Source organism: Dolichospermum sp. UHCC 0259, from assembly GCF_009711935.1.
Classification (GTDB): Bacteria; Cyanobacteriota; Cyanobacteriia; order Cyanobacteriales; family Nostocaceae; genus Dolichospermum.
Genome location: NZ_VIKX01000070.1, coordinates 66,267 through 86,540, shown reverse-complemented (window position 1 = coordinate 86,540; position 20,274 = coordinate 66,267). Strand labels below are relative to the sequence as shown.

At 38.6% G+C, this 20,274-nt stretch carries 22 protein-coding genes, 1 tRNA gene and 1 pseudogene; 11 read left to right on the top strand and 13 right to left on the bottom strand.

All coding sequences use genetic code 11. The annotated features are described in order from the left end of the window. Positions 1 to 51 precede the first annotated feature (51 nt). The 3 genes from FJR05_RS05810 to cobS all read right to left on the bottom strand — a co-directional run bounded on the left by FJR05_RS05810 (position 52) and on the right by cobS (position 2,091). Complete coding sequence (locus FJR05_RS05810; protein WP_217385529.1) at positions 52 to 570, bottom strand: hypothetical protein; 519 nt, start codon at positions 568 to 570, stop codon at positions 52 to 54. Positions 571 to 737: 167 nt separating this feature from the next. Beyond that, entirely contained in the window at positions 738 to 1,253 is a 516-nt protein-coding gene (locus FJR05_RS05805; RefSeq protein ID WP_168643238.1) for a hypothetical protein, read from the bottom strand. Between the two features lie 64 nt (positions 1,254 to 1,317). Then, entirely contained in the window at positions 1,318 to 2,091 is a 774-nt protein-coding gene (cobS, locus tag FJR05_RS05800; protein WP_168643237.1) for an adenosylcobinamide-GDP ribazoletransferase, read from the bottom strand. A 209-nt stretch (positions 2,092 to 2,300) separates the two neighbouring features. Here cobS and FJR05_RS05795 point away from each other — a divergent pair, with 209 nt between their 5' ends. The 5 genes from FJR05_RS05795 to psbM all read left to right on the top strand — a co-directional run bounded on the left by FJR05_RS05795 (position 2,301) and on the right by psbM (position 4,944). After that, positions 2,301 to 2,753, top strand: coding sequence for a hypothetical protein (locus FJR05_RS05795; protein WP_168643236.1), 453 nt, complete (start codon positions 2,301 to 2,303; stop codon positions 2,751 to 2,753). A 220-nt stretch (positions 2,754 to 2,973) separates the two neighbouring features. Then, positions 2,974 to 4,110 carry a tRNA guanosine(34) transglycosylase Tgt gene (tgt, locus tag FJR05_RS05790; RefSeq protein ID WP_168643235.1) on the top strand — a complete coding sequence of 379 codons (1,137 nt, stop codon included), beginning with the start codon at positions 2,974 to 2,976 and terminating at the stop codon, positions 4,108 to 4,110. Positions 4,111 to 4,183: 73 nt separating this feature from the next. After that, positions 4,184 to 4,321, top strand: coding sequence for a photosystem II reaction center protein K (locus FJR05_RS05785; protein ID WP_006195022.1), 138 nt, complete (start codon positions 4,184 to 4,186; stop codon positions 4,319 to 4,321). A 133-nt stretch (positions 4,322 to 4,454) separates the two neighbouring features. Beyond that, the gene (locus tag FJR05_RS05780; RefSeq protein ID WP_168643234.1) at positions 4,455 to 4,751 is read left to right on the top strand and encodes a 2Fe-2S iron-sulfur cluster-binding protein; all 297 of its coding nucleotides are present in this window, start codon (positions 4,455 to 4,457) and stop codon (positions 4,749 to 4,751) included. An 88-nt stretch (positions 4,752 to 4,839) separates the two neighbouring features. Continuing rightward, positions 4,840 to 4,944 (top strand): photosystem II reaction center protein PsbM, encoded by a 105-nt coding sequence (gene psbM / locus FJR05_RS05775; RefSeq protein ID WP_015079946.1) that lies wholly within the window; start codon positions 4,840 to 4,842, stop codon positions 4,942 to 4,944. Positions 4,945 to 5,091: 147 nt separating this feature from the next. Here psbM and FJR05_RS05770 read toward each other — a convergent pair whose 3' ends face one another. Next, entirely contained in the window at positions 5,092 to 5,943 is an 852-nt protein-coding gene (locus FJR05_RS05770; protein WP_168643233.1) for a universal stress protein, read from the bottom strand. Between FJR05_RS05770 and FJR05_RS05765 the strand changes: the two genes are divergently transcribed. Together FJR05_RS05765 and FJR05_RS05760 are read left to right on the top strand one after the other, a co-directional pair. Then, positions 5,935 to 6,075 (top strand): hypothetical protein, encoded by a 141-nt coding sequence (locus FJR05_RS05765; protein WP_168643232.1) that lies wholly within the window; start codon positions 5,935 to 5,937, stop codon positions 6,073 to 6,075. The genes FJR05_RS05770 and FJR05_RS05765 overlap by 9 nt on opposite strands. Before the next feature lie 297 nt (positions 6,076 to 6,372). After that, positions 6,373 to 7,194: a polysaccharide deacetylase family protein gene (locus tag FJR05_RS05760; RefSeq protein ID WP_168643231.1), complete on the top strand. Its 822-nt coding sequence runs from the start codon at positions 6,373 to 6,375 to the stop codon at positions 7,192 to 7,194. A gap of 56 nt (positions 7,195 to 7,250) precedes the next feature. Here FJR05_RS05760 and FJR05_RS05755 read toward each other — a convergent pair whose 3' ends face one another. The 3 genes from FJR05_RS05755 to FJR05_RS05745 form a co-directional block, all read right to left on the bottom strand. After that, entirely contained in the window at positions 7,251 to 7,640 is a 390-nt protein-coding gene (locus FJR05_RS05755; protein WP_168643230.1) for an alr0857 family protein, read from the bottom strand. A 16-nt stretch (positions 7,641 to 7,656) separates the two neighbouring features. Next, on the bottom strand, positions 7,657 to 8,175 hold the full coding sequence (locus tag FJR05_RS05750) for an HNH endonuclease (RefSeq protein WP_168643229.1): 519 nt from the start codon (positions 8,173 to 8,175) through the stop codon (positions 7,657 to 7,659). 81 nt (positions 8,176 to 8,256) lie between these two features. After that, complete coding sequence (locus FJR05_RS05745) at positions 8,257 to 8,493, bottom strand: hypothetical protein (protein WP_371416814.1); 237 nt, start codon at positions 8,491 to 8,493, stop codon at positions 8,257 to 8,259. Between the two features lie 83 nt (positions 8,494 to 8,576). Here FJR05_RS05745 and FJR05_RS05740 point away from each other — a divergent pair, with 83 nt between their 5' ends. Next, positions 8,577 to 8,912: a ribbon-helix-helix domain-containing protein gene (locus tag FJR05_RS05740; RefSeq protein ID WP_168643227.1), complete on the top strand. Its 336-nt coding sequence runs from the start codon at positions 8,577 to 8,579 to the stop codon at positions 8,910 to 8,912. 346 nt (positions 8,913 to 9,258) lie between these two features. Further along, positions 9,259 to 11,283: an ATP-binding protein gene (locus FJR05_RS05735; protein WP_168643226.1), complete on the top strand. Its 2,025-nt coding sequence runs from the start codon at positions 9,259 to 9,261 to the stop codon at positions 11,281 to 11,283. A 27-nt stretch (positions 11,284 to 11,310) separates the two neighbouring features. Here FJR05_RS05735 and FJR05_RS05730 read toward each other — a convergent pair whose 3' ends face one another. The 3 genes from FJR05_RS05730 to FJR05_RS05720 all read right to left on the bottom strand — a co-directional run bounded on the left by FJR05_RS05730 (position 11,311) and on the right by FJR05_RS05720 (position 15,172). After that, positions 11,311 to 12,975, bottom strand: coding sequence for an AarF/ABC1/UbiB kinase family protein (locus FJR05_RS05730; RefSeq protein ID WP_168643225.1), 1,665 nt, complete (start codon positions 12,973 to 12,975; stop codon positions 11,311 to 11,313). A 189-nt stretch (positions 12,976 to 13,164) separates the two neighbouring features. After that, complete coding sequence (locus FJR05_RS05725) at positions 13,165 to 14,730, bottom strand: sodium:proton antiporter (protein WP_168643224.1); 1,566 nt, start codon at positions 14,728 to 14,730, stop codon at positions 13,165 to 13,167. Between the two features lie 369 nt (positions 14,731 to 15,099). After that, positions 15,100 to 15,172 (bottom strand) — tRNA-Glu (locus FJR05_RS05720). 320 nt (positions 15,173 to 15,492) lie between these two features. Here FJR05_RS05720 and FJR05_RS05715 point away from each other — a divergent pair. Further along, entirely contained in the window at positions 15,493 to 17,379 is a 1,887-nt protein-coding gene (locus FJR05_RS05715) for a sodium:proton antiporter (protein WP_168643223.1), read from the top strand. Positions 17,380 to 17,388: 9 nt separating this feature from the next. Here the strand turns inward: FJR05_RS05715 and FJR05_RS05710 are convergent, their stop codons facing one another. After that, entirely contained in the window at positions 17,389 to 18,519 is a 1,131-nt protein-coding gene (locus tag FJR05_RS05710; protein WP_168643222.1) for an aldo/keto reductase, read from the bottom strand. A gap of 93 nt (positions 18,520 to 18,612) precedes the next feature. Further along, complete coding sequence (locus FJR05_RS05705; protein WP_168643221.1) at positions 18,613 to 18,963, bottom strand: histidine triad nucleotide-binding protein; 351 nt, start codon at positions 18,961 to 18,963, stop codon at positions 18,613 to 18,615. 65 nt (positions 18,964 to 19,028) lie between these two features. Between FJR05_RS05705 and FJR05_RS05700 the strand changes: the two are divergent. Further along, positions 19,029 to 19,454, top strand: a pseudogene (locus tag FJR05_RS05700) (transposase); the annotation flags it as partial. Between the two features lie 162 nt (positions 19,455 to 19,616). On the opposite strand, the gene FJR05_RS05695 reads toward FJR05_RS05700, so the two are convergent. Continuing rightward, positions 19,617 to 20,231 (bottom strand): Uma2 family endonuclease, encoded by a 615-nt coding sequence (locus FJR05_RS05695; RefSeq protein ID WP_168643219.1) that lies wholly within the window; start codon positions 20,229 to 20,231, stop codon positions 19,617 to 19,619. Positions 20,232 to 20,274: the final 43 nt, after the last annotated feature.

The following is a 20,274-nucleotide window of genomic DNA, read 5'->3' as shown; positions in this document are numbered from 1 at the left end:
CTCCTATCCCTGTTACTTCCTAATTCCTTTTTAGTGGGGGAGTGTGAACAGTTACAAATCACAAGCTAAATTATTAATAGGTGATTTATCCGCCCTCATTCTTTCCCGCATTTGTATTAAAGCGTTTTGATGCTGAATATTGGTTAAATCACGTTGAAAATTTTGCTGTAATTGTAAAATATCATATTCAATTATTTTTCTCTGTTCAAAACTCCACTTTTGAAAGTCTAAATTTTTTTGATTAATCGCAAAATTAACTTCTGCCCGATAAGCCTCAATTTCCTTTAATCTTTCGTGACTAAGTTCGGCTAATTCTCTTTGAAAATCTTGATTTTCTCTTTGTTGCAATACTGAAAATTTAATTTGATTATATTGTAATTCGGCAGAATGTTTTCTACTTAACCGTGCCACCTCTTCCGACGAATCCCGACTTAAAGCACTAATCCTTTCCGACGATTGACGGTTTTTATGAGATGACCAAGCATTTACACCACTTGATACTAAAGAAGACACACTACTTATAACGCTACTTAGAATATACATTCCAGCCATAGATTCTACTACAGGCATAGTTTTAATTTCTCCACAATAATTTTTGGTAAATTTAATTTGATCTCAATTAATTTCAATTAAACCGCACCTACTAAAAGATGCAAGCCTTGCGCCCCTACTAATCCCCAAGATTTTATGTAGGGGCAAATTGCGTTCGCCCTTAAACTTAAAAGCAGAAAATCTAATTATTGGTTAAGATTTTCAGCCGCTTTTTGATGATGATAATCAGCGTCTTTTTGCAAAGAAGCAGCCATATCATAAGACCCACCATTTGCCCAACTTGAGGCTAAACCTTCATAATGCTTTGCCCAGCCTTCATTATTAGCTGCCGCCGCATAATCTGGTGTCGCTTCACGAGGCATCACTTCAGCATGAAAATTACTGGTAGATAGATGATGATCAAAACTTGGGGTTTCGATCTGAATAGAATTGTGTAGATGATCAAGACTAGAATTAAAATCAGTCCCAGAGAAGGCAATACAGTCAGAATGTATTATTGTACCAGGATTGAAGTCGTGAGAAAAATCGTTTGAGAAATTATGAGAATGTTGGTCAAGTCCCTGAGAGATTGATTCAACATGACTGGAATAACTTGAGTTTAAATCGTGATTAATATCACTGAAGTTTTGCGCCGCATGATCAGTAACCGCATCGAAGAAATGATGAGTACCGACGATTTCCCCATGATTTAATGCGTCCATCTTATTGACCCTTTAGTTACTAAATTACAGTATAATCTGCCAAATTTAGAAAATCTGGTAAACCCTAAATACTGCTGATTATACACAAAAACAACGCTTCAGTCCACTCCACCACAGCCCCATAAGTATCTCCCGTATGTCCACCTAACTTATAATTAAACCAAGCTGCGGTAACAACAGAAATCACACTCCCAGCCAAAACCATCCCCACAGATAAAACTAACTTCTGGGGATAAATTACCCAAACAACAACACTCAAACCCAACAATAAAAATAAGCTTGGTAACAAATCCAAATAAGAACGAATTGCTAGTTTATGAAACGCACCTTTACCAGTAGGTTTTAGATATGGATATTGACAAATAGCTATTTGTTGTCCCCAACGTCCCCACCCACAAGCGGCCATTAATACAAAATAATGGTTTTCACCTATCTCTGCTAAAGCTGTTATTTTCAAAATAATAATGATAATAGCGGACATTGCCCCAAACGCACCAGTGGCACTATCCATCATTACCTGTAACCTGCGTTCAGGATCACCTACCGCTAAACCATCAGCCGTATCCATCGCACCATCTAAATGTAACCCTCCCGTAATTGCTATCCACGCAGCCACTACCAAAGCATTACGAGTTAGCACGGGGACACCTAAATAATTCATCCCCGTATCTAATCCACCTAAGATTCCGCCAATTATCAACCCAATTACCGGCGCAAAACAAGCAACCTTTTGGAAGTCCAAATTTTGCAGATAGGGTAAGGGAATAGCAGTATAGAAAATTACAGCCGCAACTAAATTTAGGAATTGCTGTTGCCACCAGCGCAAAACGTTAGCCATACTTGAGAAAGAGTTTAATTAGCCAAATACTTCTAGTATTCATGAATATAAATGTTCCCACCATAAATTACTCCCAGACTGGCAATCTAGCTCAAAAGATGAGGCGATCGCCTCCTACCTGATATTTTGGAACTATGGGAAATTAACAATCCATCTCTTCGATTGTCTGGCTGCGTTGTCACTCACCTTCCATAACCCGCTATTTCTCTATGAGTCATCATCTACCCCACACAAGAATACCAGCCCCGTGCATAGTCAACATGGGCATAGTTGTCAATAAACTCGATATCCGCAGATTACTGCATGATTTAGGTAGAGTCCACTACATCTACACCCAAGAAAATCAGCTACTGAGTGAGGGTGAAGGGGATGTAATGGAAGTATTCGCTGATTCTCATCGCTCTACCTTGGTTACTAATAATGCACTATATGTGAATGTGGATAGTTTTGATTATCTGGAATTAAAACAATCTCCACAAAAAGAAACCTACTTCGACTTAATCCAAGAGCAAATGTGTTTACGCCTGATTCCTCTTTCTACACCTTTGCAAACACGACGCGATCGCCAATTTAATGTCACTGTGATCGAAGCAATGATGGATCAAGTCCTAGCAGCTAGATGGGATGCAGAAATTGATGACGACTGTTATGATTCCTTTTAAAGGAGTCAGGAGTCAGGAGGAAGAAGAATAAAGGATGAGTAGTGAATTGTAGATTGCCCTACGCTATCACAAAACCTTAACTAAAGAAATCATATCTTCTCTGGGGTCATAGTGGATTGCAGGGTGTCACCCTCACAACACAAAAACCCCTACAAACTGCCTGAAGTAGCCCCAAAAATGTTAAGTTGGTGGATAAATTTAGCTAAATAGTATTTTTGCCTTGAGTGCCAATTTTTCCTTTGAAAGTCTCGCTACCTGTAGCCAGACCAAAGCCAGAGCCGGAATATTTTCTACCCCTCACGGAATTGTAGAAACTCCCAGATTTATGCCTGTGGGAACATTAGCTAACGTCAAAACTATCACCCCTGCCCAACTGGGAGCAACAGGAGCGCAGATGGTTTTAGCTAATACCTATCATCTACATCTCCAACCGGGAGAAGCCATCGTTGCTGGTGGTGGTGGGTTACATAAATTCATGGGTTGGTCTGGACCAATGCTCACAGACTCCGGTGGATTTCAGGTTTTCAGCCTGAGCGAAATGCGGAAAATTACTGAAGAAGGTGTAACTTTCCGTTCGCCCCATGATGGGCAAATCATTAAATTAACTCCAGAACGCTCTATTGAAATTCAGAATGTTTTAGGGGCGGATGTGATCATGGCTTTTGATGAATGTCCTCCCTATCCAGCCACTCGTCAAGAAGTAGAAGCTGCTACTGACAGGACGTATCGCTGGTTAAAACGCTCTATATCCGCCCATCAACGCTCAGATCAGGCATTGTTTCCCATTGTTCAGGGAGGAGTATATTTAGATTTACGCGCCCGTGCTGCTCAAGAATTGGCGCAGTTGGATATGCCGGGATATGCCATTGGTGGTGTGAGTGTGGGTGAACCAACGGATTTAATGGCGCAAATTGTGCAAACGACAGCCCCGTTGTTACCGGTGAATAAACCCCGTTATTTGATGGGTGTGGGGACTTATCGAGAAATGGCCATAGCGATCGCTTCTGGTGTAGATTTATTTGATTGCGTCATTCCTACCCGTTGGGCTAGACATGGAACAGCTATTGTCTCCGGTGAGCGCTGGAATATCAAAAATGCTAAGTTTCGTGAAGATTTTACGCCATTGGATACAACTTGCCCTTGTTACACCTGTGAAAATTTCAGTCGGGCTTATTTATCTCATTTAGTGCGATCGCAGGAAATATTAGCATATACTTTGTTGACTATTCATAACATCACCGAACTGATTCGCTTTACCCAAAAGATTCGCGCATCTATTTTGAGCGATCGCTTTGTCACCGATTTTGGTCATTGGCTCGAACCCTCAACAGTTGATCTCGAAAAAACTGACGACTGATCATTTCCCCAATCATGTTAAAATAGATATCGCATATAAAAGATATTTGATTATTAGGTGGATTTAAACAAACATGGAAGCAGCACTATTACTAGCAAAATTGCCTGAAGCTTACCAAATCTTCGACCCCTTGGTAGATGTATTACCAGTTATTCCCGTCTTCTTCTTGTTACTTGCATTTGTGTGGCAAGCAGCAGTGGGTTTCAGATAAATTACCCATCTCCAATTTTTTGGACAGGCAACACAAACCTGTCCTATTTTTTTATAAAATTAATAATTCTTAATATTTTGCAATAAATCAATATAATTAATCCAGTCACATCCTCCATTACCAGGAATCTATTATGGGAAATATCAAATTTATCAAAGAGAATCGAGAAATAGTCGTCGCCAAAGGTGCTAACCTTCGACTTAAAGCCGTAGAAAATGGCATTGATATTTATACATTTTTCAGCAAAATAACCAATTGCGGAGGTGCTGGACAATGTACCACTTGTGTTGTCCAAATTGTCGAAGGACTAGAAAACCTATCTCCCCGCACAGACCTAGAAAACCGCAAATTCAAAAACAAACCTGAAAATTACCGTTTAGCTTGTCAAACTTTAGTTAATGGCCCCGTTAGCGTTATTACCAAACCTTAAAAGCCGATAAAAAATTTGGCTTCACTCTGTCATCTATGATGCTATTCTGGAATAGTTGACTCGAAATTACACAAAAGGCTATCTTGCTATGCAAGTTAATGATTTGGGTTTCGTAGCGAGCATTTTGTTCGTACTAGTACCCGCCGTGTTTTTAATCATGCTTTACATCCAAACCTCCAAGACTGAAGGTTAATTGACAGCTTTGCGAACAGCTATTAGCTTTTGTGAGCAACTTAAAATCGGTGGAAAAGACAGTTAATATCTGGTCTATAAAATAAAAACCCCCCTAAACTAAATATAGTGCAGGGGTTTTTATTTATTAATTGCTAATACAAAGACATTACCCAGTAGTACGTGCCAAAAGCACAGGGCAGGTAGCATTAACACGAACATAATCAGATAAAGACGAGCCAATTAGCCGATCTATATCAACAAAACTCTTAGCAATAGATGGGCGACGGTCTGGAGAACCAATCAATAATAAGTCTATATTTAACTCATTAGTTAAACGACAAATTTCTTCTCCTGGTTTACCACTGCTAGTAACACAACGCACCGCTACAGATTGTCTCTCGGCTTCTGCTAAAGCCATTCCTAAAACAGAATTCTTCTCTGGTTTAAGGTCAGTAATACCTGATAACTTACCACCTAAGTCTGCATTAACATTAGCTAAAACCAATTGTCCACCCGTAACACCCCGGAGTAAGAACAAAGCTAAATTCAAGCAATTTTTAGCAGCCTCAGAATTATCCATAGCCACCATAACGCGCTTAATGTTCTTGACATAAATGTCATCTTTCACCAGCAACATGGGACGGGAAGACAATTGGAAAACGTACTGACTGACGGAATTGGAGAAAATTGATTGTAGTCGCTTCATTCCCCGTGAACCCATAATAATCAAATCAGCTTCCATTTCGTCAGCGACTTGACAAACCACATCCTTGGGATCACCTTGACGTAAAATCGAAGAAACTTGGCTGGGATCTAAGTTTAAATACTGAATAGCCTTAGCCAGAATTTTGCCCCCTTCCTCCCATTTGTCAGTCATTACAGACGCGGTGCTTTGTGGAGTAACAACGTGGAGAACGGTGACTTTTGCTCCTCGAAATGAAGGGAGTTCTTTCAAGTTCTTGAGCATTTCTTCCGCGTGTCCCAAACCGGAGACAGCCAACAAAATTTTTTGGATCATTTTTCCGTCTTTGTCGTGAAGGTTTTTGTGGTTTTTGCTGCTAGTATTGAGCTATGGCTGCGTCAGGCAAGCTATCAGAATGTTCTTCCTGATGTGCTAAATAACCAAGTTGAGCATTTAGGCATAAATTAACTGATTAGCAGTAAAACTAATACCAACAAGCAAAAGAGTTATTAATGTTAAGTTTTTTTATGCCTAATTACGTGAAGTGACAACTAGGTTGCCTATCATTAAGCATACAGCTAATTGTGTCCGATAAAATTAATAAAATCTGATGTTGGTTATTATTTGTAATCTATATTACAGGAGGAGTCAGGAGTCAGGAGGAAGAAGGAGGAATAAGAAGGAATAAGAAGGAGTAAGAAGGAATAAGAAGGAATAAGAAGGAGTAAAACTAGCTTTGTGTATAGATTTCAATTTAGACACTTTATGTCCCCAAATTATAATTCTATAAAAATAATTAGCATTGCCACAATAGTATTATCTCTAAATGCTTGTAGCAGCAACCCAAATGCACCCCAATTAAAAATCAATAGTGAGTCTTTAAAAGTTGCCATTCCTCACAATCAAGTCAATCTCAAATCACAATCACCAGCTAAAGTTGAAACCCTAAATTTTACCGTTCCTCCTAAATATCAGGCAAAAACCGTTTATCAAGTCGCACTCAGCAACAAAGAGAAAGTCATTGCTTTAACAATTGATGATGGTCCTTGGCCAAAAACCACCGCAGAAATGTTAGATATCCTCAAACAAAATCAGGTAAAAGCTACATTCTTTTGGGTAGGCAGTGCTTTAAAAGAAAACCCCGAAATTGGTAAACGAGTTGTCGCTGAAGGTCACGCTATTGGTAATCATACTTGGCATCATTGGTATCGAAAAATGGATGAAGCTACAGCTAAAAGTGAAATTGAAAAAACAAATGAATTAATTTATCAAACTACAGGTGTAAAAACATCTTTTTTCCGTCCCCCAGGAGGCTATTTAAACAACGGATTAGCTGCTTACGCTAAAAGCCAACAAAACTCCGTTGTCATGTGGTCTGTGACTTCAGCAGACACAGATCCGCGAGCAAAATATCAAGTATTTGTGAAAAATGTGATCAGAGATGCTAAACCAGGAGCTATTGTTTTAATGCACGATGGTGGTGGAAATCGGGAAAGAACCGTGAAAGCCTTGCCAGCAATCATCAGCGGACTCAAACAGCAAGGCTACCGATTTGTTACAGTTCCTGAACTTTTAGAAATGCCGTAATGACAGTGAATTTTGGGCAATTTTGGGCGCAGGCCCTGCGCCCCTACGGGTGGATTTTACTCACTAACAACGGAAGCACAGACTTGAGACTCTTGCCAAAGTTTATACAAAAAAAACTCTGCACTATAGCTCATAGTCGTGACAAATACACCTACAGCATCATTATTACCATCAGATAACCAAGAACCATCTAGGGTAACTTCTAAGTATTCAGCATCGCAGTTAGATAAACCCATAATTTTACTATCATGGCGATTTACTTCGGCTTTCAGTCTTTCTACTCCTGGCAAGTCAAGAGGTAGCAAAAAGGAAGCTGTGGTGGGTTCAACACGCAAAGCTTGACTGACACGCAGTGCCAAAATCACTCTTTGGGCGACCCATTCTTCGAGGGATTGAGTGAGACACTCTAAATAAAAACTGTTATCGGTGTAAGTTAATTTCAGCATTCCTTTTGCTCTCCTGTTATTCCAGGTTTGCTTGCATATCATTCCAAAACTTCTCAGCAAATGTCACAGTCGGGTGAACAGGTGCTTTAGGTAATTTCCGTAGCAGCATACCAGCTTCAGCGGGTGTTTTATCGCCCTTGCGAGAATTACATTTTTCGCAAGCTATGACTACGTTATCCCAAGTATGTCGGCCGCCTTTGGATCGGGGAATGACATGATCTAGGGTGAGATGTTTGTTAGTACCGCAATATTGACAACTGCTATGATCTCGTCGTAAAACCTCCCGACGATTCACTGGGGGAATTTTCCACATCCGTTCCGTAGCAGTAATTTTTAAGCGAATGTGTTTGGGGACAGAGAGGACGAATCTAGGTGAATTAATTAACCAACCGCCTTCTGTAGAAAATTCCAATGGTTCGGCTTTATTGCTGACTAGCAACACTATCGCCCGCTTGATATTTACCCGACACAGTGGCAAGTAATTCTGGGAAAACACGACCACAGATTGCTCTAATACTTGGATTGCGCTTGTCACAGCCTGACTCCTTATAAAAAAACCCCCGCTTGTTGTCTGAGACTCTGCGGGGGTTAACAATTGACCTGATGGTTTTTCGTCTTATTTTGGTACAGCATTTTTTTGCTTGTACCTCCCGCGTTTGATCTCTATTTGTGGTTTTGTATTCAGCAAATTCATGCTGGGATATTTAAAATCATAATTGCCTTTTGTTCTTTGCCCTTGATGTTGGCTATCCTCGCCCATAAATATATTCTCCACGTCTGCCGCAGCAAATTCCCAACTGCCGAGGCATTTGGTTGGTTGTGAAGAGTTGGAGATGGGATAAATGGATTTCACAAAAAATTTCACCTATTGAAGATTCCTTTAAACATACTACACTTGTATTACTATCCTGTCTATACCTATAAGGAGAAAAAATCATGCAGACCATTACACGCACCCCAACAACTGATATGGAAGTTACCAGTATCCGTCTAGAACGGGAACTGAAGGAAAAACTCAAAGATATTGCTGGCAATCAGGGATATCAGTCTTTAATTCGAGATATTCTCTGGAATTATATTCAGCAAAAGTCAGGTGAATGGAAACCCCGTTTTTCTAAATCTGATATTCGCGCTAGTATTGCTGCTGTGGCACAACAAGATGAGCGCTGTGTACTTACAGGTAAATTAATTGCATCGCAACAGTCAATGTTATTAGGATTGACTAGGAATGGTGATATGGTTCCTCTGAGTCTGGAGAGTTTGGTTGATTAGTCGGCAGTTTTAGTTAATTTTACCCAGCCGCTACCTTAGTAACTGGGTAAAATCCTAATTTTTAGATTTATTTAAGACAATAGTACGGATCAGGTCAGGTTTCCCGTGTTAATTCGGATGTAAAAGTTGATATTTCTAGGTTAATTATAGAGGAATTACGGTTTGTATCTAGTTCAAGACAGGATATCCTAAATGCCAGATTCACACAAGATCAAATTTTCCAATATTATTTTCACTATCACTATAGCAGGGAACAGGGAATAGGGAACAGTGAACAGGGAACAGTGAATAAATTGGTGTGTACTTCATTAAACTGGGAAACGCTATATTTACAAGTGGATAAATAATGAAAAAACCTTTATTGTCAGGACACAAATATATAAATGATGGAGAAAAACTACATACAATTCCTAGTAATCTAATGCAGCAACCAGAAGAAATTGCCCATGTTTTGCAAGAAAAAATCAATACAATTATTACTAATAGTTTATTTGTAGATTCTATTTTGCCAGATATTGCTCATGCAATAGGTACAGCGTTTTCTATAGATTGTTGCTTGGTGACAGTAGTATGTGATCCATCTGGTGAAACGACTACTGCTCATTGGTGTAGTGAACAATTTCTCAATTTATTACCAAGTCAAGAGAGATTAGCTTATAAAGAATTGCTGTTTGAGTTACCAGTGGTACAATGTGCCAATAAAAAATTGACTATTGAGGATATTTCTATTATTCAAAAAACTTTAGCCAATGGTTGGCAGGATATCCCATTACAAATGAAATCGGTTTTGGCGATTTCTACTCGCTTTGGTGATCAAAGTAATGGCGTAATTAGTTTGATTAAATTCCGTCCTTATCAATGGCAAGAATCAGAAATTAGACAATTACAATCAATAAATTCATGTTGTGCGATCGCTTTTGCCCAAATAGCACAATCACAGGTTTTAGCTACTCAAAAACAACATATACAAAAAGCTAATCAGCATCAAAATTTAATTCAACAATTAACTATCCTCAATCGGAGTAAATTAGAGTTGAATCAAATGCTCCAGTTGGTGATTAGTTCCACTGCTGAAGCTCTAGAAGCAGATCGGGGATTACTAATCTTATTTAAATATGCAGATCCATTATTTAGAAAACTTCCCCAGCAGCAAATACCCAAGGTTAAAGCAACTTTAGTAGGAGCATGGACACAAAAAATACATACTCCTACTATTGGTGAATTAGATAATTTAGATCAGTCTTTCTGGGTGTCTGATTGCAGTTTATGTCAGCTTCTATTTACAGATCCAGGAAAACCAATCATGACTAATAATTGTGAAGATGAAAATACTAGCAATTCTGCTTCTTTGCTTGCCATTAAAGAGTTTCCTCATACAATATTAATGCCATTGGAAAGTCAAGGTAAGGTTTTAGGATTTGTAGTTTTACAGCAAGCAACTACTCGGAGTTGGGAAACAATAGACTTAAATTTAATAGAAATGCTTTGCGCTCAATTAAGTGATGCTGTTATTCAATCCCAAACATTGCGACAAGTACAAACTTTAGTAGATGAACGGACTGAACAACTTAAGCGCAGTTTGGAAGTTCAAGCAAAATTGTATGAAAGAACTAGGCAATATGTAGAACAACTACAACAATTAAATGAACTTAAAGATGAATTTGTGAGCAATATTAGCGATCGCTTGCGCTATCCTCTAACAAATATGCTGATGTCTATCCGTAATTTACGTTTACCAGGAATCTCTCCAGAGCGTCAAGACCGATATTTAAATATCTTAGAGTCAGAATGTACTAAGGAAATTAACTTAATTAATGATCTGTTAACCCTGCAAAAACTAGAATCTCATCAAGAATCACCGCAATTTGAAAGTCTAGACTTAAATGCTAAAATTCAAACCCTCCTCACCTCATTTGATCAACAACTTACAGATAAGGAATTAAGTATTGCCGTAGAATTACCGAGTCAGCCTTTAAAGTTGCAAACAGAGGTCGAGAGTTTTGACCGAATTATGCAAGAATTATTAACCAATGTCTGTAAATACTCGGAACATGATACAACTGTCCGCGTACAAGTTACTCCCCAAGTTACAGGGAAGCTTGATCAAGTTATTATTAAGGTAACAAATACCGGACAGGGAATCTCTGAAGAAGAAGCGGCTTATATCTTCGATAAATTTCGGCGTGGTAAAGGGCGCTGGATTCCTGGAACTGGTTTAGGACTGGCTTTGGTGAAGTCTTTAGTGCAACATCTCAATGGTGTAATTACTGTTGAGAGCATTCCTATCCTCAATTCTCAACTCAGTGAAATTAGTTTTACACTCACGCTTCCTTTATCCTTCCCCCAGTTAACTGATATGGGAGGAGCGTAGGGGCGCAGGGCCTGCGCCCATCAGTCACTACTTTTTGCCTATTTTCTCGATAATGGTTAATTTTATCAGGGATGTAATTAATAAATATAGACAAAAAGCACATACACAAAAAATGGCGATCGCCCAATTATGATATTTGGCGATGATTAAGATTAACCCCGTTAATAGACTAAAACCTGTTAAACAAGCATAAATCAAGGTTTTGATGGCTAGATAAATTCGTCCTAATAGGCGATCGCTTTCAACATTTTTAACTCTTAATTGTAACTCTCCCCTTTCAACTCTTTCCTCTAATTTTTTCACTAAAACTTCAGTTTTATTCGGTTTTGTCAATTGATATTGAATAAAATCCCTAGCTTGATGGCTTAATTGAGCGAGAGTATTTCCTTTACTTTTTGTGACTGCCAGACTTTTGATAAATGTTTGGGATAATACTGTAGGATTATATTGAGGCTCTAAAGTTCTGGCAATACCATCTAATGTGGTTATGGCTTTTAAAATAAATGTCATTTGAGCAGGTAAGCGAAATGGTTGCTGTTCAAACATTTCATAAAGTTCGACTTTCACCTCACCCAATGCTTTAACATCTAAAGGTTTGTCGGTGAATTTATCTAATAAAAATGTGACTAATCTTTTTACTGGAGTCATATCGGGGACAGGTTCAAGTAATCCCATCCTCATTAAAGTATTTACTACCTCATTACTATCCTTTTTTAAAATAGCAAAAAAAGTTTTAATCATCTCCTCCTTATTCAAAGTTCCGATTTCTGCCATCATGCCAAAATCATAGAAGATAATACTCCCATCTGGATTGACTGCCATATTTCCTGGATGGGGATCAACTTGAAAAAAACCATCTTGTAATAGTTGCTTTAAATAACAACAAATCCCCGTTTCATTTACCTTATGAATATTAATTCCACAAGCTTCCAAAGCCGCCTTATCATTGATTTTAATTCCCGGTTTATATTCTAAAGTTAATATCTTCGTTGTTGTATATTGCCAATAGACTTTAGGGACAATAACTCGCGGATATCCATGAAAATTTTCTCTAAATTTATCAGAATTTTTTCCCTCTTGAATATAATCAATTTCTTGAAACAACAAATCAAAGAACTCATTGTAAATTGATTGTAAATTATACTTTCTTACTCCAGCCAAATATTTATTGCAAAACTTAATTAACTGTAATAATATCTTAAAATCTAAATTAAATAAAGTCTCTAAACCTGGACGTTGGACTTTAACAACCACTTCTTCATTAGAATATAATGTCGCTTTATGAACTTGACCTAAACTTGCAGCAGCCAAAGGATTAAATTCAAATTCTTTATAGATAAATTGGATAGGTTTACCTAATTCTAATTCAATCATATTAATTGCTTCTTGACTACTAAAAGCCGGAACTTGATCCTGTAAAGTTCCCAAAGCTTCTATATATTCTAAAGGCAATAAATCGGCACGAGTTGACAAAGTTTGACCAATTTTAATAAAAGTAGGACCTAAATCAATTAAAGTATCAACTAACCAAGTAGCGCGGTTTTTCTTATGTTCTAAAGAATCTTGAGGAAAAATACTATCCCACCACAGAAATAACATAAATTTAGCCGCAGCCCTGAAAATGTCTATTTTTCGGGCTAAAGTAGAATATTTAGTTTTTTGCCAACGAAACTTTTTAGACTTTGCCATCATAAATATAAACAAAATTTGATGTCTGCATCATTGATTTTTTATAATAACTGTTTTTAAACCGTACGGACTTCTGTTAGTTCTTAATTTATCAGGTTTCGAGGGTAATTTTTGGCTATTTCTTTTATACCCCCTGAATGGTACTCTATCATCATTCATCTTCAACTTTTTCTAAAAAAGAGGTCTTGACATTTATTGAGATTGATTATTCTGCAAAACATTCTCAAGCATAGATGCTAATTGTTTATTTAAGCGCCCAGATTTGACAAATTCTGCATAAGTATCTGCCTCAATTGCCAACAGTTCTCCTCGAAATTGTTCAGTCATAAAGCTCTGAAGATTCGGATATTCACCTTGTAATTTGTCAATCTCCATCCGTAAATCTACAAGTTCGCCTTTGATGAGTGTCTCTTGGTAACGGCGAAACTCTGGGTCAATACCGGGGCGTTGATCTGCCTGGAGGTGTTCTAAAACGCGTTCTAAGGCAACATGACGGGCAACGAATTCTAAATATTGCTCACGTAAGGGTGCATCACCTAGCAAATTGAGTTTTTCCAGCAAAGGTTTGATAGTCAATCCCTGAACAAGTAGAGTAAATAAAACTACTCCAAATACCGTTGCAATGATTTTTTCCCGCTCTGGTAGTATCGTCGATACACTCAATGCCAGGGCAATGGAGACGGAACCACGTAACCCACCCCACCAGAGGATAGTTTGGTCTGGTAAAGAAATTTCTGATTTGGTGATGCTAACGCTCAATTTGCTGAGAATGTAAATACCAACTGCCCGCATCACAATCATTGCTGCTACTGTAACCATAATGATTTGCAGGTTTTCGCCTAAACTGGCAAAGCGTATTTGGTCGCCAATTAGCAAGAAGACAATGGAGTTTACAAAGAACGCCAAAAATTCCCAAAATTCGGAGACAATAACCCGAGTGCGGGGATTCATGCCGATACGAGAGCCAAAGTTACCCAAAATCAAACCTGTGGTGACAACTCCAATTACCCCAGAACCACCCAAGTCTTCAATAATCAGGTAAGTACCATAAGCGGAAACTAAAGTTAAGGATTGTTCCACCAAGGGCAAATCGAAGCGCTGGGTGAGATAGGAAATACCAAACCCAATGAAAGCTCCCACCGCTACACCGATGCCAACAACTGTAAACAACTGCACTAAAATTGGCTGGAATTCCAATTCCACAGTTCCCAAAGATAAGGCCACTAAAAAACCAAAGGCAACTACAGCCATGCCATCATTGAACAAGCTTTCGCCTTCCATTAAGGTGACAAGACGACTATCTACGCCCAGTGTACGAAACAAAGCGGTTACAGAAACAGGGTCAGTGGCAGATAGACTGGCTGCGATGAGTAAAGCTGTAGTTAGAGAAATACCAGCAAGTTGATTGAGAGCGATCGCTACCCCTGTGATCGCAATTAACACCCCAAACACCGCATACAAGCAAATTGGGACTAAATCCCGCTTCAAGTCTGACCATTTCAAATTCCATGCGGCTTCAAATAACAAGGGTGGTAAAAAAATGAACAAAATTAATTCCGGGGAAAGGGTTACTAAACGGACATCGACCAACGCCAAACCTAACCCGACAATCACCAGTAGCAAGGTGTAAGGTATATGGCGAAACCAGCTAAATATCTGCGGTAGTGTTGCCACACCTAGAGACACCGAAAGCACCAACAGAAACTGCTTCAGATTGTTTGTAATCACTTCCTCGGCGATCGCTGATTCAAGTAGCATAGGGAAATTCCTAGTATAATTTTGCTTTTATCTTCATCTGACTATTTTCAGATGGCATCAGATTAATTTGACACTTCTCCCTCTAAAGAGACATTGGGGTTACTACGTTATCTTAAACACGGTTGGGACATGGACTTTTACGAAATTACGCAAAACCTAGATGTGTAGGGGTAAAGCATGAGCTAAACCCCTACCTACAGAATCAAATGAATAAGCCATGTTGAGTATATGCAACGCCAAAATGCCTATCCCTAAATTGTTTACCAAGATTTAAAATATTTATTCCTGCATTTGTATCACTATACAAAAAATACAGAAATGTTAAAAGGGATAGAAAAAGACTGTTATCTTTCTCCATCCCTTTGATAATACCCCCAAGGGAATTCGAATCCCTGTTACCTCCGTGAAAGGGAGGTGTCCTAGGCCTCTAGACGATGGGGGCTTGTTGTTTCGTCACTTTTAGTAATATAGCGGGTTTTTTTGAGAATGTCAATAGGTTTCGGAAAATTTTTTTTAGCCGTAGGATCAAGGGGTACAGTACAAAACAGGTAGGACAAACATCTAGTAGTTCGTCAAATTTATTTTGACGGGTAATGATCGGAAAAAACTTCTGTTCTTCCCTCCCCCACTTCCCCCACCTCCTCCACCTCCCTTCACCCCTTGCCTTTTGCCAAAAAAAATAATCAGACTACAATTTTTGTAAACTTAATGTTTATGATTCTTTAGAGAGGATTTTGAAATCAATGGCTCAAAATCTACAACATGGAAACACCTTTTGAAATCACCCTCCAGATGGTGATCACTGTTTTTGCAGGCATTAGCGCCCAGGTAATGGCTGCATATTTCAAATTACCTAGTATCGTGTTACTACTCCTATTAGGCATCCTTTTAGGTAAAGACGGGCTGGGAATATTACAACCGCATTTACTGGGAACAGGATTAGAAGTGATTGTTTCCCTAGCAACGGCAATCATTTTATTTGAAGGCGGACTCAAATTAGATCGGCAGGAGTTGGGCAAAGTTTCCCTGAGTCTCCAGTTACTCGTCACCCTGGGAACTCTGATCACCCTACTAGGGGGAAGTCTGGCCGCACACTGGCTAGGGGAGTTTCCCTGGAATATAGCAGTGCTTTATGCGTCTATTGTTGTTGTCACCGGACCGACCGTAATTGGTCCTTTAATTCAACAAATTAACGTAGATCGACAAGTAGCAACGCTATTAGAAGGCGAAGGAGTTTTAATAGATCCAGTGGGAGCTATCCTGGCTTACGTTGTCCTAGATACAATTTTAAACGGTGATACAGACCCAGTTAATGCCATTATTGGTCTAATTTTACGTTTCGCTGTGGGTGCGTCCATTGGCGGCGTTGGTGGGTATTTAATGAGTTGGATGTTCAAACGCGCCAATTTTATCTCCTTTGAACTGAAAAATCTGGTTGTACTGGCAGTTTTATGGGTGTTGTTTGCCCTAGCGCAAATGATTCGCTCTGAATCGGGAATTATGACCACAGTAGTAGCGGGTGCGGTATTTGCTAACTCTTCAGTTCCCGAAGAGCGGTTATTGCGAAGCTTTAAAAATCAACTGACAATTCTCAGCGTTTCTGTATTATTCATCCTCCTAGCGGCTGATTTATCCATTGCCAGTGTCTTGGCTTTAGGTTGGGGGAGTTTATTCACGGTTTTGGTGTTAATGTTTGTGGTTCGCCCCATTAACATTATTTTGTGTACTTGGAATAGTGATCTAAATTGGCGACAGAAACTATTTTTAAGTTGGGTTGCACCCAGAGGCATAGTTTCCGCATCTGTAGCGTCTTTATTTGCGATTTTACTGACGCAGCGGGGCGTTAATGGTGGTGATTCGATTAAAGCTTTGGTGTTTTTGACAATTATTATGACGGTTTTTTGTCAAGGTTTAACCGCTGGCTGGTTGGTTAAATGTTTGCGAATTACTTCTAAAGATGCTACTGGGGCGGTAATTGTCGGCTGTAATCCCCTGGGTTTATTAATTGCCCGCTTTTTTCAAGAACGGGGAGAAAGTGTGGTGATGATTGATACTGACCCGGAACGGTTAGCCCAAGCTGAAGCCCAAAATCTCCGAGTGATTGCTAGTAGTGCTTTAGATGGGGAAATATTGGAAGAAGCTGGTATTGGTTCGATGGGGACTTTTTTAGCGATTACAAGTAATGGTGAGGTGAATTTTGTCTTAGCTCAACGGGCTGCTGAGGAATTTAATCCTCCCAGGGTTTTAGCTATATTTCCCCATCATCCCCAAGGTTCTCCTTTGGTTAATAGTAAGGTTGATCAAGCCTTTGTCTCTGATTTCCCGGTTAAAACTTGGAATGAATATTTGATGAATGGACAGGTGAAATTAGGAACAACGACATTAAATGCGGCAGAATTTGACTCTCAACAAGAACATATACAAGAAAAAATTCGAGAGGGGATTTTAGTACCACTATTGTTAGAACGAGAAGAACGGTTACAGGTGATGTCTGCAAGTCAACAGTGGGAAATAGGCGATCGCATTATCTATCTATTATATGATTCTCGTCCTAATTTGTTAAAACTTCTCTCTGGTGCTAGTCAATCTACACCGTTAACTATGGAAACATTGGCAGAAGTTGAAGAAGTAAAAGTTAAAGAATCTTAGATTTTGGATTTACCCCCATAATCTTCTTCCTGCTTTCCCCTGTAATCTTTCATGAGTATCTTTTAGCAAAGTAGGAATATCTAAATTTTCTGGACATTTGGGCAAACAATCACCACATTCTGTACAACGGTTGGCTTTCATTCCGGGAAACCAATGTCCGGCATTTTCAAACATTCCATAACGATATTTACCATAATCTGTCATGTCATAAGCTACGGCTAAATTTCGTAATCTTAAAACTTCGGGAATGTGAATATTTTCTGGGCAAGGTAAACAGGCATAACATTGACTACATTTATCGGTTAATAAAACATGATTTTGCTGATTTTCTAATTTTTCAAAAATATCAATTTCGGCTTTTGTTAATTCATTTTCATGATCGAAAAGTTCTGGAGATATTACTAACTCTTCTGGTTTTGCTGGTCCGATACTCAAAGTATGAATGCGGTTATCACTCAGCAAAAACCGATAATTTAAATCTAATGGTGTCAAGGGGTGACAGAGTTCCTTTAAAGTTTGGGATGGAGTATATAATTTTCCACCTTTATCAGCAGGAGAAATAATAAAAACACCCATATCTTTCTCTTTCGCTAACTGAATAGCAGGGGCATTATGTTGAAAAAAATAGTAATAATGGAGATTAACAAATTCAAAAAGATTTGTATTTATTGCTGCTAAAATTACATCTAATGAACCGTGAGTAGAAAAACCAATATGTCGCACTCTTCCATCATTAATAGCTTCCTCAACAGCTTGCATACAGCCATTTTGAGCTTGCACCCATTCTAAATGTTGCCAAGTATTTAATCCATGAATTCCTAAACAATCCAGATAATCTAAATTCAAGCGATTTAAAGATTCATCAATATACCGACGCATAGAATCAGCATCAGGTGTCGGGGGAATTTTGGTGGTAATGTGAATTTGACTACGAGGTACTGATAAACCAGCTTTTATCGCTTTACCTAAATATGCTTCACTGTCACCGTAACCTCTAGCAGTTTCTAAATGATTAATTCCTAAAGATAAAGCTTTTTCTAGAAGTTGTTGGACATTTTCGCTATCAGTTAAACAGCGCATTGTTCCCAAAGAAAAAACAGAAAGATATAAATTAGTTTTACCAAAACGACGATATTGCATATAGTAATTAACAAAGCAACAATTATTTGTATTTTTAATCCGTAAAAATAGCACAGAAAACAGATTTCTGTGCATAACCGGGAAACGCTATAATTAACCTGGAGGCCAGGACATAGGACGACGACCAAGGATGTGTATATGCAGGTGATATACTGTTTGACCACCATCAGCACCAGTATTCATAACGACGCGATAACCGTTTTCTAGTCCCGCTGCTGCTGCAACTTTCTGGACTGTTAATAATAGATGTCCTAAAAGTGCTGCGTCTTCTGGTTCTGCGGTAGCTAGGTTGACTATGGGTTTTTTGGGAATAACGAGGATATGAACTGGTGCTTGAGGGTTAACATCTGTAAAGGCTAGGGCTAAATCGTCTTCATAAACAATATTCGCGGGAATTTCTTTACGAATGATTTTGCTGAAAATGGTTTCTGTGTTTGGACTCATGCAGTTTTACTTACTCATCTGTTAAAGATTTTAAGCGATCGCTGGAACACGCGATAAAAAGTTAAGGTGGTGAAGATGAATCTATAATTCGGGAAGCATTGCGTTTATTGCAAGCTGATGAACAATTAAATCAATTAGAAACGGTTCTTGCTTTTTTTGCTACGTTTGTATTAGATAGTTCCTTAGTTCAAGAAATTATGAGGTGGGATATGACAGTTTTACGCGAATCACCTTGGTATGAAGAAATATTGCAACAAGGAATGCAACAAGGAATGCAACAAGGAATGCAACAAGGTGAACAACAAGGAGAAAGAAAAGACAGACTCTCTAGCATTGAGTTATGTTTAGAAGTAAAATTTGGTAATGAAGGATTAAAATTCATCCCGAAAATATCACAAATATCTGATCTTGAGACACTAAAAACAATTCAACGTTCAATTCTTACGGTTGACAGGTTAGAGGAATTAAGACTTGTGATGGAAAATTTATAACCATTAATTACTCAAAAAGTGAATAAGCTAGGACGCATCTAAATTTGATTTAGTGAAGTTAGAAAATAAGCCATCAAACTCTTCCCTGTTCCTTCATCTCAACCAGCACTTTAAATGCGTGACAGCTTAGAGAATCAAGTGATGTGCAAAGATTAATATTTATCAAATATTGCCAGCTTTAAAAACCTGTTGAGCAGTCAAATTTAAATCTGGAAAAGTTGATGATATTATCCTTGCATCATCTTGAAACTGCTTAACTTGATACTCACCTTCAATTAATAAGTGAATAGATATAGTAGGTTGTTTAGGACTACCTATATAGCGAATACCACCTAAAGCTAAATAATCAATAATCCAATATTCAAGAATGCCAATCTCTTCATAATCTCGTAATTTTGTCAAGTAGTCATCACGCCAATTAGTGCTAACAACTTCAACTACTAATTTGATTGATTTTCCTAACGCAATCACTGGTTCATGTTCCCAAAAAGGCTCATGATGCAGCACAGTTTCATCTAATACTACAATATCAGGACGGCGGGCTGTGGCTGTTTCTGCAAAAGGACGGATTAGACAGGTGCGAGGAATAACCCAGGGAAGTTCAGCATGAGTAATAGCAATACCCAGTTTAGTTGCCAGTTTACCACCGACGACTGCATGGGGTCCAGTTACTTCGACATCAATCAATTCTCCGTCTGCAAGTTCATAGCGGGGGTTGTTACTGTATTCAAGGATAAATTCTGCAAAGGTTAATAGTTTTGTGAATGCTTGAACCATAAGTCACCTGCATCTTTAGCTGCTATTATTATATTAACAATCC